Annotated in this window: 14 protein-coding genes and 3 pseudogenes; 14 read left to right on the top strand and 3 right to left on the bottom strand. The window is 64.5% G+C overall.

What is annotated here, in order from left to right; translation table 11 throughout:
• The first annotated feature begins 545 nt into the window (after nt 1–545).
• Genes BcanWU425_RS32145 through BcanWU425_RS32135 form a run of 3 tightly spaced genes read left to right on the top strand, consistent with a single transcriptional unit; the run spans nt 546 to nt 2107 of the window.
• The gene (locus BcanWU425_RS32145) at nt 546–1499 is read left to right on the top strand and encodes an IS481 family transposase (RefSeq protein WP_231189007.1); all 954 of its coding nucleotides are present in this window, start codon (nt 546–548) and stop codon (nt 1497–1499) included.
• Between the two features lie 6 nt (nt 1500–1505).
• Nucleotides 1506–1742 (top strand): GntR family transcriptional regulator, encoded by a 237-nt coding sequence (locus tag BcanWU425_RS32140; protein ID WP_326956081.1) that lies wholly within the window; start codon nt 1506–1508, stop codon nt 1740–1742.
• An 8-nt stretch (nt 1743–1750) separates the two neighbouring features.
• A complete protein-coding gene (locus tag BcanWU425_RS32135) occupies nt 1751–2107 on the top strand; it encodes an aminotransferase class I/II-fold pyridoxal phosphate-dependent enzyme (protein WP_231189005.1) in 357 nt (118 codons plus the stop codon).
• 810 nt (nt 2108–2917) lie between these two features.
• On the opposite strand, the gene BcanWU425_RS32130 is transcribed toward BcanWU425_RS32135, so the two are convergent.
• Nucleotides 2918–3646, bottom strand: a complete 729-nt coding sequence (locus BcanWU425_RS32130; RefSeq protein ID WP_007600176.1) for a TetR/AcrR family transcriptional regulator — start codon at nt 3644–3646, stop codon at nt 2918–2920.
• Between the two features lie 148 nt (nt 3647–3794).
• Here BcanWU425_RS32130 and BcanWU425_RS32125 point away from each other — a divergent pair, with 148 nt between their 5' ends.
• On the top strand, nt 3795–4994 hold the full coding sequence (locus BcanWU425_RS32125) for a cytochrome P450 (protein ID WP_231189003.1): 1200 nt from the start codon (nt 3795–3797) through the stop codon (nt 4992–4994).
• A 249-nt stretch (nt 4995–5243) separates the two neighbouring features.
• On the opposite strand, the gene BcanWU425_RS32120 is transcribed toward BcanWU425_RS32125, so the two are convergent.
• Complete coding sequence (locus BcanWU425_RS32120) at nt 5244–5384, bottom strand: hypothetical protein (protein WP_231189001.1); 141 nt, start codon at nt 5382–5384, stop codon at nt 5244–5246.
• Nucleotides 5385–5672: 288 nt separating this feature from the next.
• Between BcanWU425_RS32120 and BcanWU425_RS32115 the strand changes: the two genes are divergently transcribed.
• The 9 genes and pseudogenes from BcanWU425_RS32115 to BcanWU425_RS32075 all read left to right on the top strand — a co-directional run.
• A complete protein-coding gene (locus BcanWU425_RS32115) occupies nt 5673–6875 on the top strand; it encodes a cytochrome P450 (RefSeq protein ID WP_231188999.1) in 1203 nt (400 codons plus the stop codon).
• A 94-nt stretch (nt 6876–6969) separates the two neighbouring features.
• The gene (locus tag BcanWU425_RS32110; protein WP_231188990.1) at nt 6970–8259 is read left to right on the top strand and encodes a cytochrome P450; all 1290 of its coding nucleotides are present in this window, start codon (nt 6970–6972) and stop codon (nt 8257–8259) included.
• Between the two features lies 1 nt (nt 8260).
• A complete protein-coding gene (locus tag BcanWU425_RS32105; RefSeq protein ID WP_231188988.1) occupies nt 8261–8569 on the top strand; it encodes a ferredoxin in 309 nt (102 codons plus the stop codon).
• The gene (locus BcanWU425_RS32100; protein WP_231190937.1) at nt 8556–9401 is read left to right on the top strand and encodes an SDR family oxidoreductase; all 846 of its coding nucleotides are present in this window, start codon (nt 8556–8558) and stop codon (nt 9399–9401) included. The genes BcanWU425_RS32105 and BcanWU425_RS32100 overlap by 14 nt, the downstream gene beginning before the upstream one ends.
• The gene (locus BcanWU425_RS32095; RefSeq protein ID WP_231188986.1) at nt 9401–10744 is read left to right on the top strand and encodes a cytochrome P450; all 1344 of its coding nucleotides are present in this window, start codon (nt 9401–9403) and stop codon (nt 10742–10744) included. The genes BcanWU425_RS32100 and BcanWU425_RS32095 overlap by 1 nt, the downstream gene beginning before the upstream one ends.
• Before the next feature lie 99 nt (nt 10745–10843).
• Nucleotides 10844–11842, top strand: a complete 999-nt coding sequence (locus BcanWU425_RS32090) for a polyprenyl synthetase family protein (RefSeq protein ID WP_231188984.1) — start codon at nt 10844–10846, stop codon at nt 11840–11842.
• 299 nt (nt 11843–12141) lie between these two features.
• Nucleotides 12142–13692, top strand: coding sequence for a hypothetical protein (locus BcanWU425_RS32085; protein ID WP_231188982.1), 1551 nt, complete (start codon nt 12142–12144; stop codon nt 13690–13692).
• Entirely contained in the window at nt 13689–14591 is a 903-nt protein-coding gene (locus BcanWU425_RS32080; protein WP_231188981.1) for a terpene synthase family protein, read from the top strand. The genes BcanWU425_RS32085 and BcanWU425_RS32080 overlap by 4 nt, the downstream gene beginning before the upstream one ends.
• Nucleotides 14578–14844 (top strand): annotated as a pseudogene (locus BcanWU425_RS32075) (type 2 isopentenyl-diphosphate Delta-isomerase); the annotation flags it as partial. The gene BcanWU425_RS32080 and the pseudogene BcanWU425_RS32075, both read left to right, overlap by 14 nt.
• 4 nt (nt 14845–14848) lie before the next feature.
• Here BcanWU425_RS32075 and BcanWU425_RS37620 read toward each other — a convergent pair.
• Nucleotides 14849–15086 (bottom strand): annotated as a pseudogene (locus tag BcanWU425_RS37620) (MFS transporter); the annotation flags it as partial.
• Nucleotides 15087–15221: 135 nt separating this feature from the next.
• Between BcanWU425_RS37620 and BcanWU425_RS32070 the strand changes: the two are divergent.
• Nucleotides 15222–15982 (top strand): annotated as a pseudogene (locus BcanWU425_RS32070) (IS5 family transposase).
• The last annotated feature ends 2 nt before the right edge of the window (nt 15983–15984 follow it).

The raw sequence follows: 15984 nt of genomic DNA, 5'->3' as shown, positions 1-15984 counted from the left end.
GACTTGAGCCTTCAGCGTGACTTTCCGGGCCCGCGCGGTCCTTGTCCTCCCAGTGCCGCCAGACCTTCTCGATCAGCGGGCCCAACTCGGTGGCCATTGCGTCGAAAGCGCTAAAGATCGGTTGAGGACGTATTCTCCGCACCAACCGACTTCCGGATCCGGTTCGCGCGGACCTCGCGGTGATCGATGCCCCTCGATATCCGGTAGTATTACGCGCCGGCCTTGCCGAAATTGGCTTGCAGAGTCGAGCGACTGATTGCGGACGTCGAGGCAGTGTACCGCCCGATAGCATTCATCTTGGCGCAAGTCGCCGGACCGATGCCGTGGGATTTGCTGACAGGGAGTGCCTCCACGAAGCCGGGGCTCATCTCCGGCGTGATGACGTACTGGCCGTTTGCCGCGCCAGGCTTTCTGCAGATACGCGCCGGCCGCGGAAACTCGCGTCCGAGGGGGCGCGCTAGCTGTGGTCTCTCAGGAGGTTGTCCATCTGGTCTGAACCGAGGAAGCTGAGGTTGCGAAGCTTCAGTTTTCCAAGGAGAGACCAGATGAACATCCACAAGAATGCGCCTCTGACGCCCAAAGGTCGAGAGGCGATGGTCCGAAGCGTGGTGGAAGGTGGGCTGAGCCAGGCCGACGCTGCCTACCAGTTCAACACGACGCCGAAGACCGTCGCCAAATGGGTCAAGCGGTTCCGCGGGGAAGGTGTGGATGGCTTGCGCGACCGCTCGTCGCGACCCCATTCACCGAGCCAAACCCCGCCAGCCACGTGTGCAGCCATCGAGGCCTTGCGCCGGCAGCGCCACACCGGCAAGCAGATCGCAGCCGAGGTCGAGGTGTCGGCGGCCACCGTCAGCCGCGTCCTGCGCCGCTTGGGCTTGAACCGGATCCGTGATCTGGAGCCGGCCGAGCCGGAACGTCGCTATGAGCGCGAGAATCCAGGCGAAATCATTCACCTCGACATCAAAAAACTCGGGCGTTTCCAGCGTGTCGGCCACCGCATCACCGGCGATCCGAGTGGCCCGAACAAAAGCCGTGGCTCCGGTTGGGATTTCGTCCACGTCTGCATTGACGACCATTCCCGCGTCGCCTTCTCCGAGATCAAGCCCAATGAGACGGCGGAGAGTGCTGTTTCCTTCCTCAAGGCGGCTGTGGCTTATTACAAAAGCCTCCGCGTCACCGTCGCGCGCGTCATGACCGATAATGGGAGTTGCTACCAGTCCTTCGCATTCCGCGATGCTTGTCGGGATTTGGGCATCAAGCATATCCGCACCAAGCCCTACACGCCGAGAACAAACGGCAAGGCCGAACGCTTCATCCAGACCGCACTTCGGGAATGGGCTTACGCCAAAGCCTATCCAACATCAGATCGGCGCGCCCAAGAACTGCCAATCTGGCTGCACCAATACAACTGGCACAGACCACATGGTGGTATAAACTCGCAAAAGCCAATCAGCAGACTCGGTCTAACCGAGGACAACCTCTTGAGGCTCCACAGCTAGCTCGCCCTGGTCAGTGCTCTGGAGCGGGACATCGCTGACGGTCGGCTGTCCGATGGCGACTGCCTTCCGCCGCACCTTGAACTGGCACGAGAGCTCGGCCTGTCCGTCGGCACCGTCAGCAAAGCCTATCAGAAGGCCGAACAACGCGGTATCAGCGGACATGTCGGGCAGGGCACCTTCGTCCGGCGTCATTCGCCGCGCAGGCCGAGGCGGCCACGGCATGACATGAACCGGTCAATTTAGCGCTGAGCGTGCCCGGCCACGGAAGCGAAACGCAGGTCCTGTCCGCGTTGTTTGGCGAGGTGGTGCGCGAACCTGATCTTGCACTGTTGTTGGGCTACCATCCTCACGCTGGCCTTTCCCAGGAACGTGAAATCATCGCAGCCTCGCTCTCTGACAACGCCTTTACGGTCGCGCCGGCACAGCTGATTCTGTGCAACGGCGCCCAGCACGCGATCGATGTCGCCCTGCGCTTCGTGGCAAAACCCGGCGACAGTGTCTTGGTGGGTGCTTTCACTTATCCCTGCTTCAAAGCCATCGCCGCGCCAGCCACCTTAATTTGGTGCCCGTGGACATGGATGAGGACCGAATCGACCCTGAGGCGCTGAAAAAGCCTGCCGGGCGTCCCAGCGCGAGTGCTCTATTGCCTGCCGACGTTGCAGAGCCCCACGGCTCGCACGATGAGTCTTGACCGCGGCCGCGCATCGGTGAATTCGCGGAGGAGCTCGATCTCGCCATCATAGAGGATGACGTTTACGGCTTTTTCTTCCCCGAGCGTCCTGTGCCGATCGCCTCATTGGTGCCGGCCCGCTCCTTCTAAATCACGTCCTACTCCAAATGCCTTGCGCCAGCCTTCAGGCTCGGGACAGTAACAGTCCCGCCGGCCTACATCGCTCAAACTCAGCTCCTCCTGCACGCCTGTGCCTGGTTTGTTGCTCAGGTGTTAGGCGAGACTGTGGTGCGGTTGATTGAGAGCGGAAAGCTGGAAGAACTTCTGCGTGAGCGGCGGCGTCAGGCGCACGAACGTTACGGGGTGCTCCTAGACTTTTTCCCAATGCCGCAAACTTCAGTTCTCAGCCTTCTACGGATAGTTGCAGTTGCCGCAAGAGTGGTCCGCAGATCGGTTTACGGCCGCTGCGCCAGGACGAGGCATACTTGTCCCCCCCGCATCGCCTCAGCGGTGGGAAAGGGGGATCCTGGCGCCATTCGCATCTGTTTTGGCGCCCCCAGCGATCCTAAAGAACTGTCCGATATATTTCAGATACTTCGGGACATTATGGCTCGCCGGCCAGTAAACGTCGCTTCTCACGCGTAGGTGTCCGTCTTCGTTTCGGTACGCGTGGCGAATCCCTTCGCACGACAGCCCCTTTTCTTGGCTGCGACGATAGATCGGCTGCCATCAAGCCGGTGCTGCCGAACTAAAGAAGATCACCGATGGAAATTCTCGGCCAGGTCTCGGTCTGCCGAGCGGCTTTAATCTTCGCCGACCAAGCGTCGATGAGACTGTCGAGGACCAATCGTCCGTTGCCACGAGTATCCGGCCATTTCATCGTTGGTGTTCCCAGTGGCAGCGAGATCACCCCATGCGCCGCCGATAGCAGGGCGGTCGCGAGGCGCTCCGTCAGCCTTGGCGTCGCCTCCACCCCTAATTCGGAAAGATACTCCGCCATCGAGGTCACAAATAGCCCGTAGCCCTTTCGTGCGATCTCAGTTTCACCGAAATAAACCCCGTCGGGAAAACGCCTGTCCTCGACTGTGCCGGCCATCGAATAGAGCGATCGAAAATGATCGGGGTTGTTCACCCAATACTCGATATAGGCCTCCATGACACGCCGCAGCCGGACCTCACCGCTGGAATGAAGCGCGCGGACTTGGTCGAGCCGATCCGCCATTTCCTCGAGATTCCTCTCCTTCACTGCCAGCAGCAGCAGGATCTTGGTCGGAAAGTATTTGAGAACCGTACCCTTCGAGTAACCGAGCGCATCGGCGATCTTCTGGATCGAAACGGTTTCGAGTGTGCCGCTCGCGAACTCCTTTCGCGCTGTTTCCAGGATTCGAGCCTGCAACGCGCGCTTATCAGCTTCTTGGCGTGCGCGCTTCTGAAAGCGTCGCATCCCCTTGGAGTTTCCTGATCTCTCGGCCGACATCCAATCTCCGCCCGGTCTGTCCTGGTCTGTCCTGCAGCTACATGGCTGTTATCACGAGCAAAAAAACGCCACTCCATTCCTAGCTTGCCATCTTCTGCAATAAATGACTATAGTCAATTAAGTAGAAGCGACCAAACGGAGGCAAACAGTGGCAACTTCCGCACGCGAGTATGCCTGCAGCGATTTCGATCCGTTCGACTGGGACACTCGCATCGACCCCTATCCGGCCTATGCCGAGCTTCGTGCGAAGGCACCCGTCGTCAGGCTCGAGAAATACGGCATCTTCGCCGTGCCGCGTTTTGCCGAGATCAAGGCGGTCTTTGCTGACCATGTGAACTTCAGCAATGGCGGTGGTGCTGGCATCGTCAATTATTTCAAGGAGAAGCCGTGGCGTCCGCCGAGCATCGTCCTCGAAGCTGACCCACCGCTACATACACGCACCCGAAAGGTGCTAGCTCGGATCATGTCGCCGGGTGCCATGCGGGGCCTCGAGAACGGTTTCAAGGCCAAGGCCGCCGCGCTGGTCGACGAACTCATTGAAAAGAGATCATTCGACGCCGTCCGCGATCTTGCCGAAATATTTCCGGTGACTGTATTTCCGGATGCCCTGGGCATCGACAATGAGGGCCGCGAAAATTTTCTGACCTACGGCGCAATGGTGTTTGCCGGCATGGGGCCGGAGAACGATTATTTCCGAACTCTGATGGCCAAGGCACCTGAGGTTTTGCCTTGGGTTGCCGCGAAATGCCAACGGGACGCCTTGGCTCCCGGCAGTTTTGGCGCACAGGTCTACGAGGCCGCCGATAGCGGCGAAATTACCCATGACGAAGCGCCTCTGCTCGTCCGGTCCTTTCTTTCGGCGGGACTGGATACGACTATCAGTGCAACAGGCATGGCCCTCTTTAGTTTGGTCCGTCATCCGGAGCAGTGGGCCATTCTGGCCGCCAATCCTTCGCTGGCGCGCGGCGCGTTCGATGAGAGCCTGCGCTATGATTCCGCCGCACCTTACGTCTTTCGGACCACACCGCATGAAACCGAGATCGCAGGGGTGCCGATCGGTAAGCACGAGAAAGTATTGCTGCTGATTGGTTCTGCAAATCGCGACGAAACGCGGTGGGAGCAGCCCGACCAGTTCGACATCACCCGGCGCGTCTCGGGCCATATCGGCTTCGGCACCGGGATCCATGGCTGCGTGGGGCAAATGGTCGCGCGGCTCGAAGGCGAAGCCGTTCTGGCCGCCTTGGCGGCGAGCGTCGCATCAATCGAGCTAACGGGCGAGCCGGTATACCGCGACAGCAGTGGATTGCGGGCCCTCAGCTCACTGCCGGTACGCGTTACGACGAAATAGCGCCAGCCCGGGCTCTTTGCGGCGGCTGTCATTGCCCGCCAGGACGGCTGGCGGACCTGCTTCCTTTGCGAGCTTATTGCCCGAAAGGTGTTGTCGTGCAAGCGCCGCTGCTTCTTCGACGTAGTTGCTATAGTTCAGCACGCCTTTCGCATGGAAGTTCGTTGAGCCGAGAAGGGATCTTGTTCTTGAAAAGGAGCTCCCAAGGGCCCGAAGGATCAACGATCGCCTTGATAACGTTTGCATCGAGAATCAACGCGGGCCCTCTATCAGCCTTGCGAAATACGCCATCGTCATCGTGGCGAACCCCAGGCAGGTCACCAGATCAATGCCGGCGGCGAGCAGCGCATCGCGCTGCAAGTCCGTGCTCTCGCCGTCGGAGTCCGACGACACGCATGTAGCCAACCAACATAGGCGGATACGCATCGGAAATAGGTTTCCGTATTGCAGCGCGTGGCGGCAGAGTTTTCCGCATATTTTTTGCGCCACCAAGCGTTTAGTTTAGGACGCTACTACAAGATTCGGTAGTTGGCTAAAGCCACTTTGAGGCCCTAGGTTCCGGCCGCCGTCCCCGCCGATCATCATCATCGACGAACAGAAGCGAACGCAAGCGCACGTGAAGCCCGCACCGTCTGCCGGTCACCTTCCGCCCTTCCATCGCGTAGAGACTGAAGTGTCACCATGTCCGAACAACCCTTGCCGACGCTGCCGATGTGGCGCGTCGATCACATCGAGCCCTCGCCCAAGATGTTGGCGCTACGCGCCAACGGTCCGATCCACCGCGTGCGCTTCCCGTCCGGGCACGAAGGCTGGTGGGTGACAGGCTACGACGAGGCCAAGGCGGTGCTGTCCGACGCGGCGTTCCGGCCCGCGGGAATGCCGCCGGCGGCATTCACCCCGGATTCGGTAATTCTCGGTTCGCCGGGGTGGCTGGTCTCGCACGAGGGGGGCGAGCATGCCCGGTTGCGCACGATCGTGGCGCCAGCCTTCAACGACCGCAGGGTGAAGCTGCTCGCGCAGCAGGTCGAGGCGATCGCCGCGCAGTTGTTCGAGACGCTGGCGGCCCAGCCCCAGCCCGCCGACCTGCGGCGCCACCTCTCCTTTCCGCTTCCGGCCATGGTCATCAGCGCGCTGATGGGCGTGCTCTACGAGGATCACGCGTTTTTCGCCGGCCTGTCCGACGAGGTAATGACGCACCAGCATGAAAGCGGCCCGCGCAGCGCGTCGCGCCTGGCTTGGGAAGAACTGCGCGCCTACATTCGCAGCAAGATGCGGGACAAGCGCCAGGATCCGGGCGACAACCTGCTGACGGACCTGCTCGCGGCGGTCGACCAGGGCAAGGCGACCGAGGAAGAGGCGATCGGTCTGGCCGCGGGCATGCTGGTGGCGGGGCACGAGAGCACCGTCGCGCAGATCGAATTCGGCCTGCTGGCCATGTTCCGCCATCCGCAACAGCGCGAACGCCTGGTCGGCGATCCATCCCTGGTGGACACGGCGGTGGAGGAAATCCTACGCATGTACCCGGCGGGCGTGGGCTGGGACGGCATCATGCGCTATCCGAGGACCGACGTGACCATCGTGGGCGTGCATATTCCCGCGGAGAGCAAGGTGCTGGTCGGACTGCCTGCGACGTCGTTCGATCCGCGCCATTTCGACGACCCGCAAATCTTCGATATCGGGCGCGCCGAAAACCCGCACCTGGCGTTCTCCTACGGTCCGCACTACTGCCTCGGCATGGCGCTGGCCAGGCTGGAACTCAAAGTGGTGTTCGGTTCGATCTTCCAGCACTTTCCCGCGCTGCGCCTGGCCGTGGCGCCGGAAGAACTGAAGTTGCGCAAGGAGATCATCACTGGCGGGTTCGAAGAGTTGCCGGTGCTCTGGTGATGCGCGGACACCGCCGGGAATCGCGATCTTCTCCGCAATTTGCCGGCGCGCCTGGCGCGCGCCGTTCCGATCAGCAAGCCAACAGTTAACCAAGATGGACGTGCAAGAAACCACGGCAGCATGCCGGGACGCCTTCGCCGAACTGGCGTCGCCAGCGTGCATCCACGACCCGTATCCGTTCATGCGGTGGTTGCGCGAGCACGATCCGGTGCATCGCGCGGCGTCGGGCCTCTTTCTGTTGAGCCGCCACGGCGACATCTACTGGGCGCTCAAGGCCACGGGCGATGCGTTTCGGGGACCGGCGCCGGGCGAACTGGCGCGCTATTTCCCGCGTGCAGCGACCAGCCTGTCGCTCAATCTGCTGGCGTCCACGCTGGCGATGAAGGACCCACCGACGCATACGCGTCTGCGCCGGCTGATCTCGCGCGATTTCACCATGCGCCAGATCGACGACCTGCGGCCGAGCATCGCGCGCATCGTCGCAGCGCGCCTGGACGGCATGGCGCCCGCGCTGGAGCGCGGGGAGACGGTGGACCTGCATCGGGAATTCGCGCTGGCCTTGCCCATGCTAATCTTCGCCGAACTGTTCGGCATGCCCCAAGACGACATGTTCGGGCTCGCCGCCGGCATCGGCGCCATTCTGGAAGGCCTAAGCCCGCACGCCAGCGATCCCCAGCTTGCCGCGGCGGACGCGGCCAGCGCCAGGGTGCAGGCCTACTTCGGCGACCTCATAGAGCGCAGGTGCACCGATCCCCGCCACGACATCGTGTCGATGCTGGTCGGCGCACACGAGGACGATGCCGACACGCTGTCGGATGCGGAGTTGATCAGCATGCTGTGGGGCATGCTGCTGGGCGGCTTCGCCACCACTGCCGCGACCATCGACCATGCGGTCCTGGCGATGCTGGCGTATCCCGAACAGCGGCACTGGCTGCAGGGAGACGCCGTGGGGGTGAAGGCATTCGTCGAAGAGGTCCTGCGCTGCGACGCGCCCGCCATGTTCAGCTCCATTCCGCGTATCGCCCAGCGCGACATCGAACTAGGCGGCGTGGTGATCCCGAAGAACGCGGACGTGCGCGTGCTGATCGCGGCCGGCAATCGCGACCCGGACGCCTTCGCCGACCCCGACCGCTTCGATCCCGCGCGGTTCTACGGCACCAGTCCTGGCATGTCGACCGACGGGAAGATCATGCTGAGCTTCGGCCACGGCATCCACTTCTGCCTCGGTGCGCAACTGGCCCGGGTGCAGTTGGCCGAGAGCCTGCAGCGGATCCAGGCGCGCTTCCCCACGCTGGCATTGGCCGAGCAGCCGAGCCGGGAGCCCTCCGCGTTCCTTAGGACGTTCCGCGCGTTGCCGGTGCGGCTGCATGAGCACGGGGACTGAGATGCGCGTCGTGGTCGACCAGGATATGTGCGGAACCACCGGGCAGTGCGTGTTGACGCTGCCGGGCACCTTTCGCCAGCGCGAACCGGACGGCGTGGCCGAAGTGTGCGTGGCGACGGTCCCGCAGGCGCTGCACGCCGCCGTGCGGCTCGCGGCCAGCCAATGCCCGGTCGCCGCCATTAGGGTCATCGAAAGCGACGCTGGCGATGACGAGCGCGCCACCGCCGACCCTGCGCCTTCTCCGGCCGAGGCCGAGCGGCATGCCGCGAAAGACCAACGCAATCGACGAGGACACGATGGGACGGTTTGAAGGCAAGGTGGCCGTGATAACCGGCGCCGGCGCCGGTATCGGCAAGGCATGCGCCCTCGCTATCGCGCGCGAGGGCGGCAGAGTGGTGGTGGCCGACATTGACGGCGCGGCGGCCATCGCCTGCACCGCGCAGATCGCGGCCGAAGCGGGCCACGCGCTGGCCCTGGCGATGGACATCGCCGATGCGCAGGCGGTGGCAGCGCTGTTCGAGACGGCGGAGCGGCACTTCGGCGGGGTCGACCTGCTGGTGAACAACGCGAGCGCCATGCATCTGACCCCGCGCGACCGCGCGATCCTCGACCTGGATCTGGCGGTCTGGGACCAGACCATGGCGACCAATCTGCGCGGCACCCTGCTCTGCTGCCGGCAGGCAATCCCACCGATGATCGCCCGCGGCGGTGGCGCGATCGTCAACATGTCGTCATGCCAGGGGCTCAGCGGTGACACCGCGCAGACGTCCTACGCCGCGTCGAAGGCGGCGATGAACATGCTGTCGGCCTCGCTCGCCACCCAATACGGTCATGCGCGGATCCGCTGCAACGCGGTTGCGCCGGGTCTCATCATGACCGAGCGTCTCCTCGCCAAGCTGGACGAGGGCATGCAACGGCATCTGCGCCGGCACCAGCTCCTGCCGCGCGTCGGCCGTCCCGAGGACGTCGCCGCGCTGGTGGCGTTCCTGCTTTCCGAGGATGCTGCGTTCATCACCGGCCAGGTCGTGTGCATTGACGGCGGCATGCTGACGCATGTGCCGACGTACGCCGACGGTGGCAACAGCCGCGCCGCGCGGCCTGCCGGCAACACCGCCGAAGCGGCTGCGGCGCCGCGCTGCTGATGGACATGCTGCTCAACCCGCTGGCGCGTCGGCACCGGCTGCGGTACGACATCCCGATCGTGCCCGGCGCTTTCCCCCTGGTCGGGCATCTTCCCGCCATCGTCTGCGACCTGCCGCGCCTGCTGCGGCGCGCGGAACGGATGCTGGGCAGCCACTTCTGGCTGGATTTCGGCCCTGCCGGACACCTGATGACCTGCGCGGATCCGGACGCGTTCGCGCTGCTCCGGCACAAGGACGTGTCCTCGGTGCTGATCGAAGAGATCGCGCCCGAATTACTTGGCGGAACGTTGGTCGCCCAGGACGGCGGCGCGCACCGGCAGGCGCGCGATGCGATCAAGGCGGCGTTCCTGCCCAAAGGGCTGACTCAGGCCGGCATCGGCGACCTGTTCGCGCCCGTCATCTGGGCGCGGGTGCAGGCGTGGCGTGACCGCGGCGACGTAACCATCCTGCGCGAAACCGGCGACCTGATGCTCAAACTCATCTTCAGCCTCATGGGTATCCCCGCGCAGGACTTGCCAGGATGGCATCGCAAGTACCGGCAACTGCTGCAGTTGATCGTCGCGCCCCCGGTCGACCTGCCCGGGCTGCCCTTGCGGCGGGGCCGCGCCGCCCGCGACTGGATCGACGCGCAGTTGCGCCAGTTCGTCCGCGACGCGCGCGCGCATGCCGCGCGCACCGGGTTGATCAACGACATGGTAAGCGCCTTCGATCGCAGCGACGATGCGCTCTCCGATGACGTCCTGGTCGCCAATATCCGCTTGCTGCTGCTTGCCGGTCACGACACCACCGCCTCGACGATGGCCTGGATGGTGATCGAGCTGGCGCGGCAGCCTGTGCTGTGGGACGCCCTGGTCGAGGAGGCGCAACGCGTGGGCGCGGTGCCGACCCGGCACGCGGACCTGGCGCAGTGTCCGGTCGCTGAGGCCCTGTTCCGCGAGACGCTGCGCGTGCATCCGACGACCACGCTCCTGCCGCGTCGGGCGCTGCAGGAATTGCAACTCGGCCAACGGCGCATTCCCGCGGGCACCCATCTGTGCATCCCGCTGCTGCATTTCTCGACCTCGGCGCTGCTGCACGAGGCGCCTGATCAGTTCCGCCTGGCGCGGTGGCTGCAACGCACGGAGCCGATCCGGCCGGTGGACATGCTGCAGTTCGGTACCGGCCCACACGTCTGCATGGGCTACCACTTGGTGTGGCTCGAACTGGTGCAGTTCTGCATCGCTTTGGCGCTGACCATGCACAAGGCCGGGGTGCGGCCGCGGTTGCTGAGCGGCGTCGAAAAAGGCCGGCGTTATTACCCGACCGCACATCCGTCCATGAAAATCCGCATCGGATTCTCATGAGCTGGCATCGCTTGCGCCTGTGTGGCGAGGCAGCGACGCCGGCAACACCGCGGCGGCCCGCTCTGGCCGTCTCCTGTCAGGTACAAGGACATGAACAGCATGCAGACCGGTTCCACGCTACACGACGACCGAACTGGCGTTTCCGCGCTCCGCGGATTGGGCGCGCAGGCGCGCGGCGCTTCCGGCAGGCTGATGCCTGAGATCTGGATGCAGGACGGCGCAAAGCGGGTCGAACAAGCGCTCGCGCGTCGTCTCTGCGTCGAAGACAAGGGTGAGACCGAGCTGATCGCGGCAATGCGCTACGCCACCTTGCATGGCGGGAAGCGCACCCGCGCCTTGCTCTGTCTGGCTGCCGGCACACTGGCCGACACGCCGGCGCACATGCTCGACGACGTCGGCGCCGCGATCGAGATGATGCACGCCTGTACCCTGGTCCACGACGACCTGCCCGCGATGGACAACGACGTGCTTCGCCGCGGCCTTCCGACCGTGCATGTCAAGTTCGGCGAAGCCACCGCGATCCTGGTCGGCGACGCGCTGCAGGCGCACGCCTTCCTGACCCTGGCGAGCCTGGATGCGCCGGGCGACAATCCTATCGCGCTCGTGCGCGAACTGGCGCAGGCGGTGTCCGCCGAGGGTGCCGCAGGCGGGCAGGCCATCGATCTGTCGCTGGTCGGAAAGCACGTCGAGCTGGACAGGATCGTCGCGATGCACCGGATGAAGAGCGGAGCGCTAGTGCGCGCGTCCGTTCGCATGGGCGCGCTATTCGCCATCGCGGAGGATGCCGCGCACGCTGCGCTGTACTGTGCGCTCGATCGCTACACCGCCTGTTTCGGCCTGGCGTTGCAGGTGGTCGATGACATTCTCGATGCGACGGCGGATACCGCGGCGCTGGGCAAGACCCCCGGCAAGGACGCGGCGGCGCAGAAGCCGACCTGCGCGTCGATCATGGGGCTGCAGGCTGCGCGCCAGTTCGCGCTCGATCTGTTGCGCGACGCCGGAGAGGCCATCGTCCCGCTGGGGCCGCGTGCGGAACGGTTGGGGCAGATGCTGCAGCGGGCCAACGCGCACCTGTTCAAGCACGCGCCATGCGCATGAGCGCGCCCGTGCGCATGGAGTCGCCCTTGTGCCGCTGCGATCAGCCGGCGGTAGCGGTGCATGCTGCACCGTGTCCGAGTCCGCGGCGCCCATCGCAGCGGTTGCCCTGCACGGCCGCGGCGCGCTGCCGCCAAGCCTATGCGGCGGACCGGCGCCAGCGTCGGTGGCAAGTCGCCGCGCCAGAGCAGTGCGGCCGTCCGGCGCTGCCCATCGGCCGGGCCGCGACGGACCTGCGGCGACGTGTGCGGCGTCTGCCCGATCCTGGTTCTCGTCAACCGTCTGCAGAAGGAACATCCCGCGTGAACGCGCAGTCCGAACAGATCCTTTCCGAATTGCGCCACCTGCTGAGCGAGATGAGCGACGGCGGCAGCGTCGGTCCGTCCGTCTACGACACGGCGCGAGCTCTGCAATTCCACGGCAACGTCACCGGTCGGCAGGACGCCTACGCGTGGCTCATCTCGCAGCAACAGGCCGATGGCGGATGGGGAAGCGCGGACTTCCCGCTGTTCCGTCATGCGCCCACGTGGGCGGCGTTGCTGGCATTGCAACGTGCCGATCCTCTTCCCGGCGCTGCCGACGCGGTCCAGGCTGCAACCCGGTTCCTCGAACGCCAGCCCGATCCCTACGCGCATGCGGTGCCGGAAGACGCGCCGATCGGCGCGGAGCTGATCTTGCCGCAATTTTGCGGCGAGGCCGCATCCTTGCTGGGCGGCGTGGCGTTTCCGCGCCACCCGGCGCTGTTGCCGTTGCGGCAAGCGTGCCTGGTCAAGCTGGCGGCGGTGGCGACGTTGCCGAGCGGCCATCCGTTGCTGCACTCCTGGGAAGCCTGGGGGACCTCGCCGACCACCGCATGCCCGGACGACGACGGCAGCATCGGCATCAGTCCGGCGGCCACCGCCGCGTGGCGTGCGCACGTCCTGACACAGGGGAGCACGCCGCAGGTCGGGCGCGCGGACGCGTATCTGAAGGCGGCATCGAAGGCGACGCGCAGCGGCATCGAAGGTGTCGTTCCCAACGTCTGGCCGATCAACGTGTTCGAACCATGCTGGTCGCTGTACACCCTGCATCTGGCCGGGTTGTTCGCGCATCCCGCGCTCACTGAGGTGATGCGCGTGATCGTCGCGCAGCTCGATGCCCGCCTTAGCGTGCGCGGTCTCGGCCCGGCCTTGCACTTCGCGGCCGATGCGGATGACACCGCCATTGCGTTGTGTGTCCTGCGCCTTGCAGGCCGCGACCCGGCGGTCGATGCGTTGCGCCAATTCGAAAGCGGCGAGCTGTTTGTCACCTTCCCCGGCGAGCGCAATGCCTCGATGTCGACCAACATCCATGCCCTGCATGCGTTGCGACTGTTTGGAAAGCCTACCGCCGTCGCCAGCGCCTATGTCGAAGCCAATCGCAACCCGGACGGTGTATGGGACAACGAAAAATGGCACGTTTCATGGCTGTATCCCACCGCGCATGCCATCGCTGCGCTGGCGCAAGGCAACTCCCAGTGGCGCGACGAGCGCGCGCTGGCGGCGCTGCTGCGCGCGCAGCGCGACGACGGCGGCTGGGGCGCCGGTCGCGCGTCCACATTCGAGGAAACCGCCTATGCGCTGTTCGCGTTGCACGTGATGGACGGGAACGAAGAGCCGACAGGGCGCCGGCGCATCGCGCAGGCGGTGGCGCGTGCGCTGGAGTGGATGCTCGCCCGCCATGCGGCGCATCCATTGCCGCAGACGCCGCTGTGGATCGGCAAAGAACTATATTGCCCCACGCGGGTCGTGCGCGTGGCTGAACTCGCCGGGTTGTGGCTGGCACTTCATTGGGGGCGGCGCGCCCTGGCCAAGGGAGCAGGAGCGGCGCCATGATCCAGACCCAACGCGCGCTGCAGCAGGTGCTGGAGTGGGGGCATTCCCTGACCGGGTTCGCCGATGAGCATGCCGTGGAAGCAGTCAGGGGCGGCCAGTACATCCTGCAGCGCATCCATCCGAGCCTGCGCGACGCCAGCGCCCGCACCGGCCGCGATCCGCAGGACGAAACGCTGATCGTGGCGTTCTATCGCGAACTGGCGCTGCTGTTCTGGCTCGACGATTGCAACGACGTTGGCCTGATCGCGCCGGAGCAGCTCGCCGCGGTGGAGCAGGCGCTGGGGCAGGGCCTGCCGTGCGCGCTCCCCGGATTCGAGGGCTGCGCGGTGCTGCGCGCCTCGCTGGCCGCACTCGCCTACGATCGTCGCGACTATGCTCAGCTTCTCGACGATACCCGGCGCTACTGCGCAGCGCTGCGCGACGGACCCGCGCAGGCGGCAGGGGCGGAACGCTGGTCCTACGCCGAGTACCGGCACAATGGCGTCGATTCGATCGCCTACGCGAATGTGTTCTGTTGCCTGTCATTGCTGTGGGGGTTGGACATGGCGACCTTGCGCGAGCGTCCGGCATTTCGCCAGGTCCTGCGGCTCATCTCCGCGATAGGGCGTCTGCAGAACGATCTGCATGGACGCGACAAGGACAGGACGGCGGGCGAGGCCGACAACGCGGCGATCCTGCTGCTGCAGCGCTATCCGGCTATGCCTGTGATGGAGTTCCTCAAGGACGAGCTGGCCGGCCATACGCGCATGCTGCACCGCCTGATGGCGGAAGAATGCTTTCCCGCGCCGTGGGGAGCGTTGATCGAGGCCATGGCCGACATCTGCGCGCAGTACTATCAGACCTCGACCAGCCGCTATCGCAGCGACGCCGCGGGGGCAGGCCAGCGTGCGCCGGGCTGAACGCGCGGGAGGCGGAGGCGAGCGCCCGCTCCCCTCGGTCAGATCGGACGCAACGCCGTCGCCCGATGGAGCGAGCATGAGCGACACCGCCATGAGCCCGTGCAAGGACGACTATCTGGACGTCGTGCTGGATCGGCGAACGGCACCGGCTCCGATCGCCGACGGCTGGAAGTATATAGGTTTCGAACACTGCGCATGCGACTTGGACCTGACGCAGATCGAGCGCTGCGCCTGGCTGGTGGGCAAGATCATGGCGCGAAGCGGCGTCCATAGCGATCACCGAGAAACCCGGTACGCAACGATCCCAGATCATGCCGACGAAGGTCGCGGAGATGAACACCGCATTCTGCGCGAGGGTCCAAACCTGGTCTTCGGCATCACGCTCAGCACGGTACCGGCAATGTAGATGAAAAACATTCCGATGCCGATCAGCAGCATGAGGCGGCCATGGAATGGCCCGACCAGCAGTCGATCAAGACGAGTGCCTGCGTTCACGGATTCGAGTTTGACGCTCTCCCTTGATGCGGACCGCCTTCTTCGAACGTCTGCCGCTTGTCTTCTGTTAGGGTCTGTACCTAATTAACTGCTTCTGATTCGCTCTTGCCAAGTTGATTCGGCATGGGGGCTTCGATGCGCAAAGGACTGTTCTGGCTCAACGACAAGCAGTGGGCTCAGATAGACCGCAGCTGCCAATGAACCAGACCGCGCCGGCGCGCGAAGACGATCGACGCATCATCAGCGGTATCGTTCACATGCTCCAGTGCGGCGCACGCTCGCGCGATTGCCCGCCCGACTATGGCCCTTACACGACAATCTACAATCGGTTCAATCGCTGGGCTAAGCGCGGACATTGGCAGGCTATCTTTGAAGCGCTCGCCCGCTGCGGCAAGGACGGCCTGACTTTGTCGATCGACTCCACCTCGATCAAAGCGCATCGCTCCGCGAGCGGCGGAAAAGGGGGGAGCATGAACAGGCCGTCGGCCGCTCACGCGGCGGGCGGAGCACGAAAATCCACGCGCTGAGCGACCCCGATTGCAAACCTTGCGCATTTCATCTCACTCCGGGACAAGACGCAGATCTTGCCGCAGGGCCGGCCCTTTTGAAACTCGCGGCGCCCATGTCTTCCCTCATTGGGGACAAAGGCTACGATGGCGACGGCTTTCGCACCGAAATCGTCAATCGCGGCGCGAAACTCGTCATTCCGAACAAGTCCAACAGGGTGCCCCTCCACAGCTTCAGCAAACGCGCCTATAAAGGACGCAAACGTTATCGAGCGCTGCTTCTGCCGGCTCAAGGATTTCAGGCGTGTCTCTACTCGCTACGACGAACTTGCTAGAAACTTCTTGGCCGCCGTCCACCTCGCCGCCGTCGTCGCCTATTGGATCAATTGAGT

The sequence above is a fragment of the Bradyrhizobium sp. WU425 genome, from assembly GCF_021052305.1.
GTDB lineage: Bacteria > Pseudomonadota > Alphaproteobacteria > Rhizobiales > Xanthobacteraceae > Bradyrhizobium > Bradyrhizobium canariense_D.
This window is presented reverse-complemented; position numbering and strand designations above follow the sequence as displayed.